This window comes from Stenotrophomonas sp. STEN021 (genome assembly GCF_056760175.1).
Map to the genome: position 1 here is coordinate 1 of NZ_JBRREH010000100.1, position 16,524 is coordinate 16,524.

General features: G+C 64.3%; 14 protein-coding genes and 1 pseudogene. 8 read left to right on the forward strand and 7 right to left on the reverse strand.

Features of this window, described 5'->3' with window-relative positions; translation table 11 throughout:
- Positions 1-119 precede the first annotated feature (119 nt).
- The 3 genes from mutM to ACVOL0_RS17790 form a co-directional block, all read right to left on the reverse strand.
- Positions 120-932 carry a bifunctional DNA-formamidopyrimidine glycosylase/DNA-(apurinic or apyrimidinic site) lyase gene (gene mutM, locus ACVOL0_RS17780; RefSeq protein WP_481550208.1) on the reverse strand — a complete coding sequence of 271 codons (813 nt, stop codon included), beginning with the start codon at positions 930-932 and terminating at the stop codon, positions 120-122.
- A 157-nt stretch (positions 933-1,089) separates the two neighbouring features.
- Positions 1,090-1,419: an EF-hand domain-containing protein gene (locus tag ACVOL0_RS17785; RefSeq protein ID WP_481550209.1), complete on the reverse strand. Its 330-nt coding sequence runs from the start codon at positions 1,417-1,419 to the stop codon at positions 1,090-1,092.
- The gene (locus ACVOL0_RS17790) at positions 1,416-2,618 is read right to left on the reverse strand and encodes a DesA family fatty acid desaturase (RefSeq protein WP_481550210.1); all 1,203 of its coding nucleotides are present in this window, start codon (positions 2,616-2,618) and stop codon (positions 1,416-1,418) included. The genes ACVOL0_RS17785 and ACVOL0_RS17790 overlap by 4 nt, the downstream gene beginning before the upstream one ends.
- A 127-nt stretch (positions 2,619-2,745) precedes the next feature.
- Between ACVOL0_RS17790 and ACVOL0_RS17795 the strand changes: the two genes are divergently transcribed.
- The 3 genes and pseudogenes from ACVOL0_RS17795 to ACVOL0_RS17805 form a co-directional block, all read left to right on the forward strand.
- A complete protein-coding gene (locus ACVOL0_RS17795; protein ID WP_481550211.1) occupies positions 2,746-3,570 on the forward strand; it encodes an ABC transporter ATP-binding protein in 825 nt (274 codons plus the stop codon).
- Between the two features lie 332 nt (positions 3,571-3,902).
- Positions 3,903-4,742 (forward strand): acid phosphatase, encoded by an 840-nt coding sequence (locus tag ACVOL0_RS17800; RefSeq protein ID WP_481550212.1) that lies wholly within the window; start codon positions 3,903-3,905, stop codon positions 4,740-4,742.
- 400 nt (positions 4,743-5,142) lie between these two features.
- Positions 5,143-6,039, forward strand: a pseudogene (locus ACVOL0_RS17805) (glycoside hydrolase family 18 protein); the annotation flags it as partial.
- 297 nt (positions 6,040-6,336) lie between these two features.
- Here the strand turns inward: ACVOL0_RS17805 and ACVOL0_RS17810 are convergent.
- Complete coding sequence (locus tag ACVOL0_RS17810) at positions 6,337-8,619, reverse strand: TonB-dependent receptor (RefSeq protein WP_481550220.1); 2,283 nt, start codon at positions 8,617-8,619, stop codon at positions 6,337-6,339.
- 200 nt (positions 8,620-8,819) lie between these two features.
- Between ACVOL0_RS17810 and ACVOL0_RS17815 the strand changes: the two genes are divergently transcribed.
- Entirely contained in the window at positions 8,820-9,833 is a 1,014-nt protein-coding gene (locus ACVOL0_RS17815; protein ID WP_481550213.1) for a TIGR00266 family protein, read from the forward strand.
- 65 nt (positions 9,834-9,898) lie between these two features.
- Here the strand turns inward: ACVOL0_RS17815 and ACVOL0_RS17820 are convergent, their stop codons facing one another.
- Positions 9,899-10,705, reverse strand: a complete 807-nt coding sequence (locus ACVOL0_RS17820; RefSeq protein ID WP_481550214.1) for an HNH endonuclease — start codon at positions 10,703-10,705, stop codon at positions 9,899-9,901.
- A 239-nt stretch (positions 10,706-10,944) separates the two neighbouring features.
- Between ACVOL0_RS17820 and ACVOL0_RS17825 the strand changes: the two genes are divergently transcribed.
- Positions 10,945-12,012: a patatin-like phospholipase family protein gene (locus ACVOL0_RS17825; RefSeq protein ID WP_481550215.1), complete on the forward strand. Its 1,068-nt coding sequence runs from the start codon at positions 10,945-10,947 to the stop codon at positions 12,010-12,012.
- A gap of 138 nt (positions 12,013-12,150) precedes the next feature.
- Here the strand turns inward: ACVOL0_RS17825 and ACVOL0_RS17830 are convergent, their stop codons facing one another.
- Positions 12,151-12,633 (reverse strand): Lrp/AsnC family transcriptional regulator, encoded by a 483-nt coding sequence (locus ACVOL0_RS17830; RefSeq protein ID WP_282271903.1) that lies wholly within the window; start codon positions 12,631-12,633, stop codon positions 12,151-12,153.
- Between the two features lie 132 nt (positions 12,634-12,765).
- Between ACVOL0_RS17830 and phhA the strand changes: the two genes are divergently transcribed.
- On the forward strand, positions 12,766-13,656 hold the full coding sequence (gene phhA, locus ACVOL0_RS17835) for a phenylalanine 4-monooxygenase (RefSeq protein ID WP_481550216.1): 891 nt from the start codon (positions 12,766-12,768) through the stop codon (positions 13,654-13,656).
- Between the two features lie 110 nt (positions 13,657-13,766).
- Here phhA and ACVOL0_RS17840 read toward each other — a convergent pair whose 3' ends face one another.
- Positions 13,767-14,489, reverse strand: coding sequence for a DUF2306 domain-containing protein (locus ACVOL0_RS17840; protein WP_481550217.1), 723 nt, complete (start codon positions 14,487-14,489; stop codon positions 13,767-13,769).
- Between the two features lie 166 nt (positions 14,490-14,655).
- On the opposite strand from ACVOL0_RS17840, the gene ACVOL0_RS17845 reads away from it, so the two are divergent.
- Both ACVOL0_RS17845 and ACVOL0_RS17850 read left to right on the forward strand, forming a co-directional pair.
- A complete protein-coding gene (locus ACVOL0_RS17845; RefSeq protein WP_481550218.1) occupies positions 14,656-15,762 on the forward strand; it encodes a sensor histidine kinase in 1,107 nt (368 codons plus the stop codon).
- A complete protein-coding gene (locus ACVOL0_RS17850) occupies positions 15,759-16,394 on the forward strand; it encodes a response regulator transcription factor (RefSeq protein ID WP_481550219.1) in 636 nt (211 codons plus the stop codon). Before ACVOL0_RS17845 ends, ACVOL0_RS17850 begins: the two co-directional genes overlap by 4 nt.
- The last annotated feature ends 130 nt before the right edge of the window (positions 16,395-16,524 follow it).

Genomic DNA, 16,524 nt, shown 5'->3' on the forward strand with positions numbered 1-16,524 from the left:
CTGTCCCGGGCGCGGCCCCCCCCCCCCCGCCCCGCCCGCGGCCCCGGCCGGTGCGCGCGCGCCCCGCCCCCCGGGCGCCCCGCCCCCCCCCCCCCCCCCCCACTACAGTTGCTCGGCCTTCAGCGCTGGCAGTAACCGCACCACACCGTTGCCCGCTGGCCGATGTTGGCATAGCGCAGCACACGTCCACACTGCTTGCAGTTCTCGCCTTCGCGCCCGTACACCAGCAGCTCCTGTTCGAAGTAACCCGGCGCGCCATCCGGACTGATGAAGTCGCGCAGGGTCGTGCCACCACGGGTGATCGCATGCCCCAGGATGTCCTTCACCGCATCGGCAAGCCGCTGATAGCGTGCCCGTGACACCTTGCCCGCCTCGCGCAGTGGATTGATGCCAGCCATGAACAGGCTTTCCGCCGCATAGATGTTGCCGACGCCGACGACAATGCCCTGGTCCATCAGGAAGGTCTTGATCGGCGCCTTGCGGCCACGGCTGCGCTGGAACAGGTAGTCGCCATCGAAATCGCCATCCAGCGGTTCCGGACCAAGATCACGCAGCAACGCATGTGTCTCACCCGCCGGCTGCCATAACAGGCAACCAAACCGGCGTGGATCGTTGAAGCGCAGCAGGCGGCCGTCCTCCAGACTGATGTCGACATGGTCGTGCGCACGCACGGGTGTGTCGCCGGGCAGCACGCGCAGGCTGCCGGACATGCCCAGATGCAGCACTGCGCTGCCCAGTTCGGTATCCAACAGCAGGTATTTGGCGCGACGACGGATCGCCCCGATGCGCTGGCCCGGCAGCAGCTGTTCGATCTCGGCAGGAATCGGCCAACGCAGATCCGGCCGGCGCAGGATCACACCGTGGATGCGGCGATCCACCAGATGTGGTTCCAGACCGCGCCGGGTGGTTTCTACTTCGGGTAGTTCTGGCATGCGAGTCTCAAGGCGATTGTGTTTGGTTGGTTTTGTGGGAACGGCGTGAGCCGTGAAACTGATGGTGGTGAACAGCGGACCTGCATCGGTTGCACTGCGCTATCGGCTTCGGTTGATTCTTTGGCTTCGCGGCTTACGCCGCTCCTACAACCGCCGGTCAGCGTGGTGGCGCCATCAGCTCACGGGCGCTGAGATAGCCGTCACCATTGGCATCCTGGCGGGCGAAGCGGGCCAGGATCACCTGCCGCTGTTCCTCGCGGCTGATCGGCTTGCCGCGTCCGCCCGGTTGCTCGTCGGCCTGCAGTACGCCATCGCCATTGCGGTCCATCTTGTCGAAGGCGTACAGCATCCACTGCAGGTACTCATCCGGGCTGACACGGCCATCACCATCGCTGTCCATGCGTTGCAGGTAGGCATTGGTGTCCTGCACCTGGGCGATGGCTGGCAATGAACCACAAAGCAGGAAAAAAAGGGCAATCGTCTTCATGCGGCGCTTAGCGAATAGCCTTTCAGGCGTGCTGCATAGGCCTGCAATGCAGCGCTGCCGCTGGCCTCGGCCTCCTGGCACCACTGCTGCAGCTGGCGCAGGCGCTCGGCCGCGTCATGGCTGCGGGCTTCCAGCAAGGCCGAAAGACGCGCACGGTGCTCGACCAGCAGCTGGATGCGTGGACGCTGCTGCACCCAGCTCTGCAACTGCGCACGGCAGTCGGGTTTGAGCCAGCGACCATCATTGACCAGGCCCTTGCGCATGCGCCGCGGCAACAGCTTGCGCAGCTTGGCACCTGCTGCTGCAGCCTCTTCCTTCAAGGCTGGCGCGAACACATTGCGCTGGTAATCGGTCATGGCCTGGAAGCGGTGCGACAACAGCGCCTTCAAGGTATCGGCATCGGGCACGGCGATATTCGGACGGATGTCCATGCTCGGCGCTACCCGCAGCACCTTGGCCAGGCGCAGCAACTGCAGCAGGCGGATCATCTGCCAGCCGATGTCGAACTCCCAACGACGCATCGAGAAACGTGCCGAGCTGGGGAAGGCGTGATGGTTGTTGTGCAGTTCTTCGCCGCCGATCCAGAACGCCCACGGCGTGAGATTGGTCGAGGTGTCGGCCGATTCAAAATTGCGATAGCCCCACCAATGGCCAAGGCCATTGACCACGCCTGCCGCCCAGAACGGAATCCATGCCATCTGGATCGCCCACAAGGCGATGCCCGGCAGGCCGAACAACACGGTGTTGATCGCGAACAGCAGGATCGGACCGAGGTTGGCATGCGGGGTATAGAGCCTGCGTTCGATCCAGTCCTCCGGCGCACCACGCCCGTACTGCTCGATGTCGTCCCGCAGCGCGCGCGCCTCGCGGTACAGCTCCACGCCACGCCAGAACACCATGTTGATGCCTTTGGTGACCGGGCTATGCGGGTCCTCCTCGGTCTCCACCTTGGCGTGGTGCTTGCGGTGGATGGCCACCCATTCGCGGGTGATCATCGAGGTGGTCAGCCACACCCAGAAGCGGAAGAAATGCGATACCAGCGGGTGGAAGTCGACGCCGCGATGGGCCTGGCTGCGGTGCAGGTACAAGGTCACCGCGAAGATGGTGAGCTGGGTGAACAGCAGCAGCACCGCCAGCATGCCCCACCAGCCCAGGCCGGCGATGCCACCGGTAAGGAAATCGAGCAGGGCGTCGGACATCACGGAGTACTCCAGGCAGTCGGTGCCAGATGAAACAACTGCTACACATCATGGGGGCTGTCGGCGCAAACTGCATCCACCGGCGGCAGGTCCGTTGGTCGTATCCTCAGCTGCCACCTACTCCTGAATGTCCATTGCCCCTGTCGCCGACGCGGCGCCCCTGATCGAACTGGACCATGCCTGCGTCATCCGCGGCCAGGTCCGCGTGCTGCACGAACTGAACCTGCGTATCGAGCAGGGCCAGCACACCGCCATCCTCGGGCCGAACGGCTGCGGCAAGTCCTCATTCATCAAGCTGATCACGCGCGAGCTTTATCCGCTGGCACGCGCCGACGGCCACGTGCCTGTCAAGGTGATGGGCCAGACCCGCTGGCAGGTGGACCGGTTGCGTGCGCAGCTGGGCATCGTCACCGGCGACCTGTCCAGCAACCTCTCCAGCATGCCCGGGCTGACCGTGGAGGAAGCGGTGATCGCCGGCTTCTTCGCCAGCTTTGTGGTGCCTGCGCACCGCGACGTTACCGATGCCATGCGCCAACGCGCGCGGCATGCACTGGAACTGGCGCGCGCCCTGCCCTTGCTGGGCCGCAGTTATGCCGAGCTTTCCGCCGGGGAAACCCGCCGCGTGCTGATCGCCAGGGCGCTGGTCAACCAGCCCAAGGCCTTGCTGCTGGACGAGCCGTCCACCGGCCTGGACCTGATCTCGCGCCAGCATCTGGTCGACAGCATGCGCAACCTTGCCCAGCAGGGCATCACCCTGGTGCTAGTCACCCACCACATCGAAGAGGTGATCCCCGAGATCAAGCGCGTGGTGCTGATGAAAGGCGGCCGCATCTTTGCCGATGGCAGCCGCGGCGAGCTGCTGCGCTCAGGCCCGCTGTCGGAGGTGTTCGGCGGGCCGATCGAGGTACGCGAGGATGAGGGACGGATGTCGGCCTGGGTGGGCAGTTTGTAATTTCCTGAAGCAAAAACCACCCCTCCCAAACCCTCCCCTGCGCTATGCGCAAGGGAGGGAGCTTGGCCCCTCCCCTTTGGCGCAGCCAAGGGGGAGGTTGGGAGGGGGTGGCTTTGGCCGTTGCTTGTGCTGGATGCTGAAGCTCATGTGAGGAGCCCCCCTCCCCAGCCGGTCCGGCCCGAAGGCACAGCCTTCGGTCGTTCATCAGACCGCGCGCCAATGGCGCGCAAGCAGGCCTTCTTCATCCCCTGCGCGCTGCGCAAGGGAGGGGGCGGAGCACAGCCATTGGTGCGATGATGCCCGCCCGCTCCCGTATTCCCGTTGTCTTCGCAATGTCATCTTCTGTTGCCCCGCTGCGCTTCGGCGCCGCCCTCGCGCTGGCCGCCCTGCTCAGCGCCTGTTCCAGCACCCCCACCCTGCCTTCCGCCGCCGGCAGCGACTCCAGCACCAAGATCACCGGCTATCTGACCGGCACCGCCATCCCCGACAGCCTTGCGCTGAGCCCGGCCCCGCCCGCGCCCGGCTCGGCATCGGCACAGCTCGACGAGGCCGTCGCCAGCCAGGCGCTGAGCATGCAAGGCAGCGCACGCTTCGCACAGGCACACACCGATGCCGACCTGAGCTTCCCGGCCGGCGCCGACCAGTTCAGCTGCGCGCTCGGCGTGGCGGTCACCGCCAAGACCACCCCGGTGCTGTACCGCCTGCTGGAACGTAGCCGCATCGACGCCAGCGCCGCCACCAAGGCGGCGAAAACGCACTATCAGCGCCCGCGCCCGTTCATGGTCAACAACGCCCCCACCTGCACGCCGGATGATGAGGAAGGCCTGCGCAAGAGCGGCTCCTACCCATCCGGGCATACCTCCATCGGTTGGGCCTGGGCCCTGATCCTGTCGGAAATCGATCCGGACCATGCCACCGCCTTGATCGAACGTGGCCGCAACTATGGTCATAGCCGCCTGGTCTGCAACGTGCATTGGTATAGCGACGTGCAGCAGGGCCAGTTCATGGGCGCGGCCACGGTGGCGCGACTGCATGACAATCCGGCATTTGTCGCCGACCTGACCAAGGCACGCGAAGAGCTGGCCCACGCACGCACGCTCAAGCAGCCGCTGCCACGCGATTGCGCCGCAGAAACCGCAGCACTGACCTCGGACATCCCCGAAGCCCGCTGAGCGGTACCTGTAGTGCCGAGCCATGCTCGGCATCGGGGTCCGGAGCATCCGATTCTGTGGGAGCGGCGTCAACCGCGAAGCTGATGGTCAATCAGATCGCCGGAATACCTGCGATTGAAACAATGCCGGCTTCGCGGCTGACGCCGCTCCTACAAGGCCTTCGGCAGGCTTACCGGTAACGCCCCAGCCGAGCATGGCTCGGCTCTACCGTGGGCGCGATGGTTTCCGACGTCACCGCCTGCCACTGCGGTGTGCGTCTACGGTTACAGTCCCGGGTCCTCTCACTACGGGACCTCTCATGCCTGTATTCCTTCGCAGTCCGCGCCTGCAGGCGCTGTTGCTCGCCGCATTGCTGCCTTTCGCCGTGCAAGCACAGACACCGCGCCTGATCGGCTATGTGATGGACAGCCCCGAGCCGCTGCAGTTGTCTGCACGCAAGCTCGACGTGGTCAACTTCGCCTTCGCCGTGGTTCGCCTCGACGGCACCGTCTACCTGCCCGAGAATGTCGATCCGGCACGCCTGCATGCCGTGGTCGCCAAGCGCGCTGACAACCCGTCATTGCAGGTCGTGTTGTCGATTGGCGGCTGGGGTGCTGGCAACTTCTCTGAAGCCGCCGCCACCGCACCGGCCCGCGCACGTTTCATCGACAGCAGTGTTGCGCTGATGCACCAATTCAAGCTCGATGGCCTGGATATCGACTGGGAATACCCCACGCTCGGCGATGCCGACATCAGCCACAGCCCGGATGATCGCCAGAACTTCACCGTGCTGCTGGAAGAACTGCGCGCGCGCCTGGATCGTGAAGGCAACGGCAAGCGCCATTACCTGCTGACCATCGCCGCCGCTGAAGGCCGCGCTGCGGAGGGCCTGGAGCTGCCACGCATCGCCGACTCATTGGATTGGATCAATCTGATGACCTACGACTTCTACGGCAGCCTGACCAAGACCACCGGCCATCATTCCGGGCTTGCGCGCTCATCACTGGCCACACCGCAGGGCCGCACCACCGTGGATGCGGTGAAGTACTTCCTCGATGCGGGCGTGCCTGCTGCCAAGATCAATGTCGGCGTGCCGTTCTATGGCCGCACCTTTGGTGATGTCGGCAGCGACAACAATGGTCGCTTCCAGAAGTTCACCAAGGAAGGCGGCTTCATCACCTGGCGTGACATCGTCCACACCCGGCTCAACACGCCGGGCTGGCAGCGCCATTGGGATGACGAAGCGCAGGTGCCGTGGCTGTGGAATGCCAAGGAGCGACGCATGATCAGTTACGACGACCCGCAATCGCTGCGGATCAAGGCCGACTACGTCAAGCAGCAGGGCCTGGGCGGCATCATGTATTGGGAACAGCGCGGTGATGACAGCGAGCAGCTGCTTGATGTGCTGCATGAGGCGTTGCGCGCTGACCCGGTAGTGGGGGGGGGGGGGGGGGGGGGGGGGGGGGGGGGGGGGGGGGGGCGGCGCCGGGGGGGGCGGGGGGGGGGGGGGGGGGGGGGGGGGGGCGCCCCCGCCCCGCGCCGCCCCCCCCACTACAGAACAGAAGAAGGCGCGGATTGCTCCGCGCCTTCTTCGTTGCATCACACAAGCCTGCGCTTAGAAGCGAGTCTTGAACTCCACACCCCACAGACGCGGCTCGTTGATGAAGCCGGTGAGGTTGTTGAAGTCGATGCCGCCAGTGGCGCGGATCTGGTTGGTGATGTTGCGGCCGTACAGTGCCACGTCGTAATCACCGTCGTTCCACTGGTAGCCCACACGCAGGCCGCCTTCCAACAACGGCTTGCCGGTGAACTCCTTGGACTCGTACAGGAAGAAGTTCACTTCACTGCGGTATGCCCAGTCGGTGAACACATACAGCTGCGTACCATCGGCCAGCGGCAACGACCAGCGTGCGGTCATGTTGTGGGTCCACTCCGGTGCCTGCGGCAGCGCGTTGCCGTTGATCAGCACCTTGCCGTTGACGACTGGATTGGTCACGGTGCAGGAGAAGCACGGCGCCACGCTCAGATCGGAATCCTTGATCTCGGTGTGGTTGTAGCCGCTGCCCAGGGTGACCAGCAGGTTGTCGGTCAGGTAGGCCTGCAGGTCCAGCTCGAAGCCCTGGCCAACACTCTTGTCGGCATTGAGCAGGATGTTGGCATTGCCGCCGGCGCCGCCCACGGCGGTCAGCTGCTGGTCCTTGACCCGGTAGTGGTAGACGCTGGCGTTCAAGCGCGCCCGGTTGTCCCAGAAGTCGGCCTTCACGCCAGCCTCGAAGGACAGCACGGTTTCCGGATCAGCGACGGTCTTGTTGTTGAAAGCACCCGCCGACTGGATCGAGCTGCCGCGGAAGCCGGTGGCAACGCGGCCATAGACGTTGACCGCGTCATTGACGGCGTAAGTTGCCGAGAAGTCCCAGTTGAACTTCTTGTCCTTGGTCGAGGCCGACAGGTAGGGGTCGACCGCATCGCCGGCAGCGAACGCCGCCTGCTGCGCGGCGAGCAGACCGGCGAGATCGCACTTGGCCGACAGCACGCATGGCGAGAAGCCGGTGTTCCAGTAATCCTTGACCTTCAGATCCTTCTTGTCGACGGTGTAACGCACGCCGGCGCGCAGTTCCAGCTTGTCGGTTGCCTGGAAGTTCAGGCCGCCGAACACCGCCCAGGCATCATTGGTCTGGTTGATGCGCTGGAAGCCGTCCTGCTTGCCACCATTGGTGCTGTCGTAGCTGACGCTGTCGACATCGTAGTCTTCCTTGAAATAGAACACGCCGGCCTGCCAGTTCAACGGGCCTTCGTTCTGCGATTCAAGACGCAGTTCCTGGGTCCACTGCGAGTGGCGTGGAATACCATCGGCGGTTTCCGAGGCAAACGGCACTTCAGCGGTGAAGTATGGACCCGAGGTGCCGTCGATATCGCCGACGCTGAAAGTGTCCACGGTTTCGTAACCGGTGATCGAGGACAGCTTGTAGTTGCCCAGGTCCCAGCTCAGGCGTGCATTGGCGCCGCTGCTGTCGAGCTCGGAGTGATTCAGGCCATCGATCGAGACCTTGTCCGGGTCGAAGCCAGGAACGAAATCGTTGCTGCCCTTCTTGAAGATGTTGCCGCGGAACAGGCGCGCGGTACCGTTGAGGTGACGCTTGTGCGCACCCAGCAACGCTTCGAAGTTGTCGCCTTCATACAGGAACTGCACACGCACGGCCGACTCGTCATAGCCCTCCAGGCCGTCGTTCGGGCCGGGACCGGTGTTCTTCACCCAGTCATCGCGGCGCTGGTACAGCGCTGACACGCGTGCCGACCAGCGCGCGCTCAGCGCACCACCGACGGCGGCTTCAACATTCCACAGGTTGTCGCTGCCATAGCCAACCTTGCCGTAGCCTTCAAACTCCTGCGAAGGACGCACCGAGTCGAACTTGACCACGCCGGCCGGGGTGTTGCGGCCGAACAGCGAACCCTGCGGGCCGCGCAGCACTTCCACCTGCTCCACGTCGAAGATCGGGAAGCCCTTCAGGATCGGGTTTTCCTGCACGATGTCGTCATACACCAGCGAGACCGGCTGCGAGGTGTTGAGGCGGAAGTCGGTGTTGCCGTAGCCGCGGATATAGAAGCGCGGGAAGGCACGGCCGAACGAGGATTCGATGTTCAGGCTGGGCACGCGGCCGGACAGGTAACGCACGTCGGTGCCGCCAGAAGCCAGTGCATCGAGCTTCTCGCCGCTGACGGTGCTGATCGACACCGGCACATCCTGGATGTTCTCCACCTTGCGCGCGGCGGTGACCTTTACCGCATCCAGTGTGGCGGCTTCCTTCTGGGCCGGCGTCGCGTCCTGTGCGGCAGCGGTGAGTGGCAGTACGGCGAGAACGGCGAGAACGGCAACAAACAGCGGATGCGCAGCCGGCAGGCGGCGAACGATACGGGTCGGGGACATGGCGGAGAAGGGCCTGTTGAGGAGGGATGGGGAGCTGCGCCTAGCACGGAATTGTTGCAGTACAACATTCGTATCGCAAACGTTCAGGTATTCAGCGGGATGACGCCTGTCAGGGGTATCCGGCCCCTCCGCCGCATAGACTTGGCGCTTCCCTCCTGCCCAGGCACCTTGCCATGACCCAGTGGTATTTCCATATTCCCGGCCAAGCCGACCGCGTCGGCCCGATGGACGACGAGGCCGCCCGCCGCTTTGCCCAGGGCAGCCGGCAGGCACTGGCCTGGCGCGAGGGCATGCAGGGCTGGCAGGCAGTGACCGAGATCGCCGACTTCGGCGGCCAGGCCGGCCCGCCACCGATGCCGCCGCCGGTAGGTGGCAACCGCAACCGTGCCGACGATATCGACTTCCGCATCGTCGGACATGAGATGCAGTTCGTGGAAATCGAACTGGATCCGGGCGAAAGCGCGATTGCCGAGGCCGGTGCGCTGATGTTCAAGGATTCAGCGGTACAGATGGACACCGTGTTCGGTGACGGCCGCCACGAAGGCCAGGGCGGCGGCTTCATGGACAAGCTGATGTCGGCCGGCAAGCGGGTGATCACAGGCGAGAGCCTGTTCGCCACCTTGTTCACCCATACCGGCAACGGCAAGGCCAAGGTCGCCTTCGCCGCCCCCTACCCCGGCACCGTGATCCCGATGAAACTGGACCAGCACGGCGGCAAGCTGATCTGCCAGAAGGACAGCTTCCTGGCCGGCGCGCGCGGCGTGCAGGTCGGCGTGCATTTCCAGCGCAAGGTGATGACCGGCCTGTTTGGTGGCGAAGGTTTCATCATGCAGAAGCTGGAAGGCGACGGCTGGGTATTCGTGCACGCTGGCGGCTGCGTGGTGGAGCGTGAGCTGGCTGCGGGTGAACGCATCGATGTGGATACCGGCTGCGTGGTGGCTTACCACGCCAGCGTGGACATGGACGTGCGCCGCGTGGCCGGCCTGAAGAGCATGTTCTTCGGTGGCGAGGGCGTTTTCCTGGCCACCCTGACCGGCCCGGGCAAGGTCTGGCTGCAGTCACTGCCGTTCTCGCGTCTGGCCGGCCGCATGTTTGCAGCGGCACCGCAAGGCGGTGGCCAGAGCCGCGGTGAGGGCTCGGTGCTGGGCGGGCTGGGACGCTTGTTGGATGGGGATAACAAGTTCTGATGGACAATTTCCGCACGTGCTCTCGTGACTAACGAGAGCACGTGTAGCGCGCCTCATGGAGTCCCCTAAACCTCCTTTGCCTTAGAAGCCTGCAGCTTCTTTTTCAGCGATAGCTGGATGCGGCGCATCACGTCCAGCTTGATCTTCTGTGCAGACCATTTCTCGAAATGCTCCCGGTAGCTCATCGGAAGCCCTTTCAATCGCTTCATTTTCAACGAGCCATCCAAATTTATTTGAAAATAACCCGCGTCAAACAGGCGATGGATGTCGGCTCTGAGCAACAGGCCATTTTCCACTTCATCCGATCCTCCTTCCGCCACCGGGATGATATGAGCAGCATCCAAAAGCTCCCTCATCGTTTCACCCGATATGGCACAGCTCGGTTTTTTCTCGAGAAGCCATAACTGCCCCTTGAACTTCCCTTGCCCCTCGCGGACTTGGACCGATGCTTTTCTCTGTTTCGATGGCACTACCGGTCTGATAGTCACCTTTATCGGCGGCCCATCAAACTCTTCGCTACGGGACCCATCGCCAGTCCATCGCATGTCATGCATTTTGAATGTAGGTTGCTCCCTGTGAACACGGAAGCTAAGCCTCGTCTTACCCCAATACACCTTTTTCAGAATTTCGCTCGAGAGCGGGACGTGATCCTGCTCAAAGTAAGCCAACTCGACACTGTAATGACCATCATCAAAGGCGCTGGAAAGAACGCGCGGCGAATAATTCACCACGCCGCCGTCTTCCCCCCAATTTTCGGACGAAAGCGCCCCGATGAGCTTATTCCCCGGGCCGTAGTCCAGACGAATGCGCTCCGTAGTACTTATCCATTTCGCCTCAATGACTACAGAAAATCCAATTCCTTTCGTATCCATCTTCTTCCTATTAGCTTTCCATTGACTACATTTAAATAGCGCCCCAGCATCTTTCTGCCAAAATCCAGCGCTAAACGATCTGACGACTAACAAGATAGCCTGAGCTTCTCAATTTAGTGAAAGCTGTTTACCTCTTCGTTGGACAAAGAACCTCGGATCGTCGGCACTTGCCTTCCCAAAAAAAGGGATTGCTTCCGATCAGTTGGTTCCGGTTGTCACACGCCACCGACGTTGGCGCTATGCTGGCGCCCTTTCCAACGCCCCTGTTCATCATGAAAGCGCGCAACGTCCGTCTGCTGCTGTCCCTCTCCCTGTTTGGCCTGCTGGCAGCCTGTGGCGGCGAGAACACCAAGCCCACTCCGCCGGCAGCGGTACAGCCGACCACGCCGGTGCGGCCGGTCAAGATCGGTGTGGCGCTGGGCGGTGGCGCGGCCAAGGGCTTTGCGCATATCGGCGTGATCAAGATGCTGGAAGCCAATGGTTTCGAGCCGGTGGTGGTGTCCGGCACCAGCGCCGGCAGCGTGGTCGGGGCTTTGTATGCCAGCGGCATGGACGCCTTCCAGATGCAGCAGAAGGCGGTGGCGCTGGATGAAGCCAGCATCCGCGATATCCGCCTGTTCTCCGGCGGCCTGGTGCAGGGCCAGAAACTGCAGGACTACGTCAACGCGCAGGTCGGCAACAAGCGCGCCGAACAGCTGAAGAAGCCCTTCGCCGCGGTCGCCACGCAGCTGGAAACCGGTGAGCGCGCGGTGTTCGTGCGCGGCAACGTCGGCCAGGCCGTGCGTGCTTCCAGCTCCATCCCTGGCGTGTTCGAGCCGGTGATCATCGGTGGCAAGAGCTATGTTGACGGCGGCGTGGTCAGCCCGGTGCCAGTGGATGCGGCCAAGCAGCTGGGTGCCGAATTCGTGATCGCGGTGGATATCTCCAGCCGCGCCACCGGCCAGCGCCCAACCGGCTTGCTGGGTGCGGTGGGCCAGTCGATCACCATCATGGGCCAGCGCCTGGGCGAGCAGGAACTGGCGCGCGCCGACGTGGTGATCCGCCCGGCGGTACTGGATATCGGCGCAGCTGATTTCGAGCAGCGTGGCCGGGCCATCCTCGAAGGCGAGAAGGCCGCGATGGCGGCGATGCCGCAGATCCGCGCCGGTATTGCCCGTTTGCAGCAGGCGCGTGTCGCCAGCGCGCGCAATGCCGATGCACGCGCTGCCGCGGTGCAGGCCGAAGCGCATCAGCGCTGCCAGGACAGCCGCAGCCGCATCGAGAAGCTGCGTGGCATCGAGAAGAACTGCAGCGCGCCAGCGCGCTGATGCTTGAAGCCCCTCTCCAACGGGAGAGGGGTTGGGGTGAGGGTGCCGCGTAGGCAAGTTGCTACAGCTGCCCTGCTTCGCGGCCTACCCTCATCCGCCCCTGCGGGGCACCTTCTCCCGCAGGGAGAAGGAAGCGCCTTACCGCCCCAGCTGCGACAGCGGCAGGGCGCGGAACTCCTTCACCGTGCGCAGCACGAAGCTGGAATTGACGTCGGCAACACCGGCAGCGTTGAGCAGCTTGTCGAGCAGGAATTCCGAGAAGTGGTCCAGGTCGCGTACGTAGACCTGCAGCAGATAGTCCATGTCGCCGGTGAGCGCATGGCAAGCCACCACCTCATCCCATAGCTGCACCGCCTGCACGAAATGATCGATCGCCGCCTGGCCATGCTTGGACAACTGCACGCGTACGAAGGCCTGCAGGCCCAGCCCGATCGCGCGTGGCTCCAGTCGTGCGCCATAACCGGCGATCACCCCCTCCGCTTCCAGCCGCTGCACCCGCCGCAGGCAGGCCGACGGCGAAAGATTCACCCGCGCCGCGAGTTCGGCATTGGTGGCGCGGCCATGCTGCTGTATTTCGACAAGAAGCCGCAGATCCGTGCGATCAAGGTTCACCGACGCCATCTTTGTTGCTCCGCACCATTGAATGGACGCAACAATATTGCGTCATAACCGGCTGGCAGCGCAATTACGCACACCTGTTGCGCGGCAGGCTTTCTACCATGCGCCTATCTATTCCCTTCAGGAGCTGCCGCCATGGAAGCCAACCCACGCCGCGTCGAACACCAACAGACCGACAAGGGTTACGTGCCGGTCTATACCACCGCCGTGGTGGAGCAGCCCTGGGACAGCTACAGCGCCGACGATCATGCGACCTGGAGCACCCTGTACCAGCGCCAGCGCGAACTGCTGGTCGGCCGTGCCTGCCAGGAGTTCCTCGATGCCCAGGACGAAATGGGCATGAGCGAGCACATGATCCCGCGCTTCGACCAGCTCAATGAAGTGCTGGGCGCGGCCACCGGCTGGACTCTGGTGGGCGTGGAAGGCCTGTTGCCGGAGCTCGATTTCTTCGATCACCTGGCCAACCGCCGCTTCCCGGTGACCTGGTGGATCCGCCGTCCGGAGCAGATCGACTACATCGCCGAACCCGACCTGTTCCATGACCTGTTCGGCCACGTGCCGCTGCTGATGAACCCGGTGTTTGCCGACTACATGGCGGCCTATGGCCGTGGCGGGGTCAAGGCGCATGCGATCGGCCCGGACGCGCTGCAGAACCTCACCCGCCTGTACTGGTACACGGTGGAGTTCGGCCTGATCAACACCGCCGAGGGCCTGCGCATCTATGGCGCCGGCATCGTCTCGTCCAAGGGCGAATCGCTGTACTCGCTGGAATCGGCGGCACCCAACCGCATTGGCTTCGATCTGGAGCGGATCATGCGCACCCGCTACCGCATCGACACCTTCCAGAAGAGCTACTTCGTCATCGATGGTTTCGAGCAGCTGATGGCCGCAACCGAGCCGGACTTCACCCCGATCTACGCGCGTCTTGCCGATGCCGAGCATCTGCCGGCAGGTGACGTGCAGGCCGGTGACAAGGTATTCCAGCGCGGCAGCGGTGAGGGCTGGGCTGACGACGGCGACGTCTAAGCCAGACCGCCTTGCAGGAACACAAGAAGCCGCCCAAGGGCGGCTTCTTCGCATGCGTCCACCTGGCCCGGGTAAACGAAGCGGACCCGGGGCTTTCCAAACCGCGCAAGTCACTGCACCGCGTTGCCCGCTGCAGCCTTCGCCACCCGGCGCCCACCGTATTTGCGATCCAGGTAAACGCCAACGATCACTGCCACCAGCAACGGTGCCGCCCACGGGAACAACTCGATCAGCAGCCCCGGTACCGCGGTATGGCTGTGCAGCCACTGCCATACCGGCCGCATGCCGATGCCGAGGAAGGCCACATGCGTAGCGATGCCTGCACCCAGGATCGACTGGTAGTGCTGGCGGAACGCCCAGTCCGGACGCGACGGCCCACGGCGGGCGAACTTCAGCATGCGCCAGCCCACCCACAGGCCAATTGACGAGAAGCCCAGGAACAGCGGCTGACGGTGCTGGATGCCGGTGCCCACAACCACCAGCGCCAGGATCACCATCGGCCACAGCGCCAGATGCCAGCCCGGCCGCGACACCAGCTGCTTCCAGTCGCGCTTGTCGGTGACCGCACGCCAGGCCAGCCACGTCGCGTTGCCGGTGATCGCCATCAGGTAGGCCAGGAACAACGCCGACAACGGCTCGTGGCGGAAGAAGGCGAACTGGAGGGTGATCGGCAGCGCAGTGACCACGATCACCGCCATCGCGACCAGGTAGACCTTGCCCAGCGCGCGATGCCGCGGCGAGCCTTTCTTCATGAATGCCGCCGACCAGAAGCCGACCAGGGCGACCACGCCAGCCAGCACATGCAGCGCGACGATCAGGGAATATCCGGGCATGACAGCAGTCTCTTCAGTGGTGGCCGGCGAATGCGATGGCCTGTGCACAGCCTGCGTGAGCCGCTGCGGCCACAGCAGTCGCGGCAGTCATTGATCGACCCTGCCGGAAGTCACTTTCTGCTCTGCTCCCCTTGCCGCTGACGCCTGCGCCCACCAGCATGTGGGCATGGAAATCACTCCCCGTTCGCGCTGGCACAGGCTGCTGCACCCGCTCAACCTCGCCGGCCTGCTGACCTGGGTGGCGGTAGCGGCCACCCTGCCCCATGGCGCCGGCGAGCAGATGGCCCTGCGTTGGGGCAGTGCCCTGTTGTTCCTGGTCGCGTTTCTGTTCGCCGCCAGCTACGAGCGCCCCTCGCCCCAACGCAGCGTGGCCTTGCTGATCGAGGCACTGGCGGCGCTGGCGGTGATCCGCCTGGCCGCCAGCAGCGGCGTCGCCCCGGCCCTGCTGGTGATGCTGGCCGCACAGGTGGCGATGAGCTGGCCACTGCGCATCACCCTGGTGCTGATGTTGCTGGTCAATCTGGGCATGTACCTGGTCCTGCGTGACACCCACAGCCATCCTGCCGCCGTGGTGCTGATCTTTGCCGGCTTCCAGGCCTTCGCCATGCTCACCACGCATTACGCACGCAGCGCCGAGCAGGCCCGTGACCGGCTGGCGCTGGTCAATGCCGACCTGCTGGCCACCCGCGCCCTGCTCGCTGAAAGATCCCGTGACATGGAACGGCTGCGCTTGTCGCGTGAGCTGCACGATGTGGCCGGGCACAAGCTCACTGCCCTGCGCCTGCACCTGCGCGCACTAGCCAGCCGCACGGATGCAGCGCCCGAGCTGGCCCTGTGCGAACAACTGTCCGCCGAGCTGCTTGGCGATATCCGCGCGGTGGTGCACTGCCTGCGTGACAGCGGCCAACTCGACATGGATACCGCCCTGCACGCGCTCGCCGCGCCCTTGCCGCGCCCACGGCTGCAGTTGCAGTTGGAGGATGACGTGCAGGTCAGCGACACCGCCAAGGCCGAAACCATTCTGCGCTGCGTGCAGGAGGCGCTGACCAACAGCGCCCGCCACAGCGATGCAAAGGTGCTGCAGGTGTCCCTGCGGCACCGCGACGGGCAACTGCTGTTGGCGATGGAAGATGATGGCCAGCTGCGCGGCGAGCCGCGCGCCGGCAATGGCCTGACCGGCATGCGCGAGCGGGTCGATGAGCAGGGTGGCAACTTCCGTCTGCAGCGTGCTGCTTCCGGTGCCCTGCAGATTCGTGTGGAATTGCCGGCATGAACACCTCCCCCCGCATTGCCCTGGTCGACGACCAGGCCCTGATCCGCGCCGGCCTGCGCGCCTTGCTGCAGCAGCTGGGCATCACCATCGTGTTCGAAGCCGACAGTGGCGATGCCCTGCTCGAACAGATCGCGCAGCAGCCGGTGCAGCTGATCCTGTCGGACATCCGCATGCCGGGCATGGACGGCATCCAGGCCTTGAAAGCCCTGCGCGAGCGCGGCGATCAAACCCCGTGCGTGTTCCTGACCACCTTCGACGAGAGCGACCTGCTGCTGCGTGCCACCGAAGCCGGCGCACAGGGTTTCCTGCTGAAGGACGCAGCGCCGGAGGACCTGCATGACGCCATCGTGCGCGCCATCGCCGGACAGACCCTGTTGCAGCCGGTGAGCACCGACGCGGTGCGGCAGCGTTATCGCTACCACGCCGATGACGCGCCGAAGGAGTTGTTCAGCCAAAAAGAAGTCGCGGTATTGCGGCTGATGGCCGGCGGCTACAGCAACCGTGAGATCGCCGGCAGCCTGTTCCTGGCCGAAGGCACGGTGAAGAACTACGTCTCGGCCATCCTCGACAAGCTCGACACCCGCGACCGCACCCGTGCGGTACTGAAAGCCATCACCCTGCGGGTGATCTAGCAGCGAGCCGTGCGCCACGGTAGTGCCGAGCCATGCTCGGCAGGGGCTTTACCGGTGCACCGGTTGTAGGAGCAGCGTCAGCCGCGAAGCTGGCAATGCTGGAACAACCGATATGTTCGCGATCTGATGG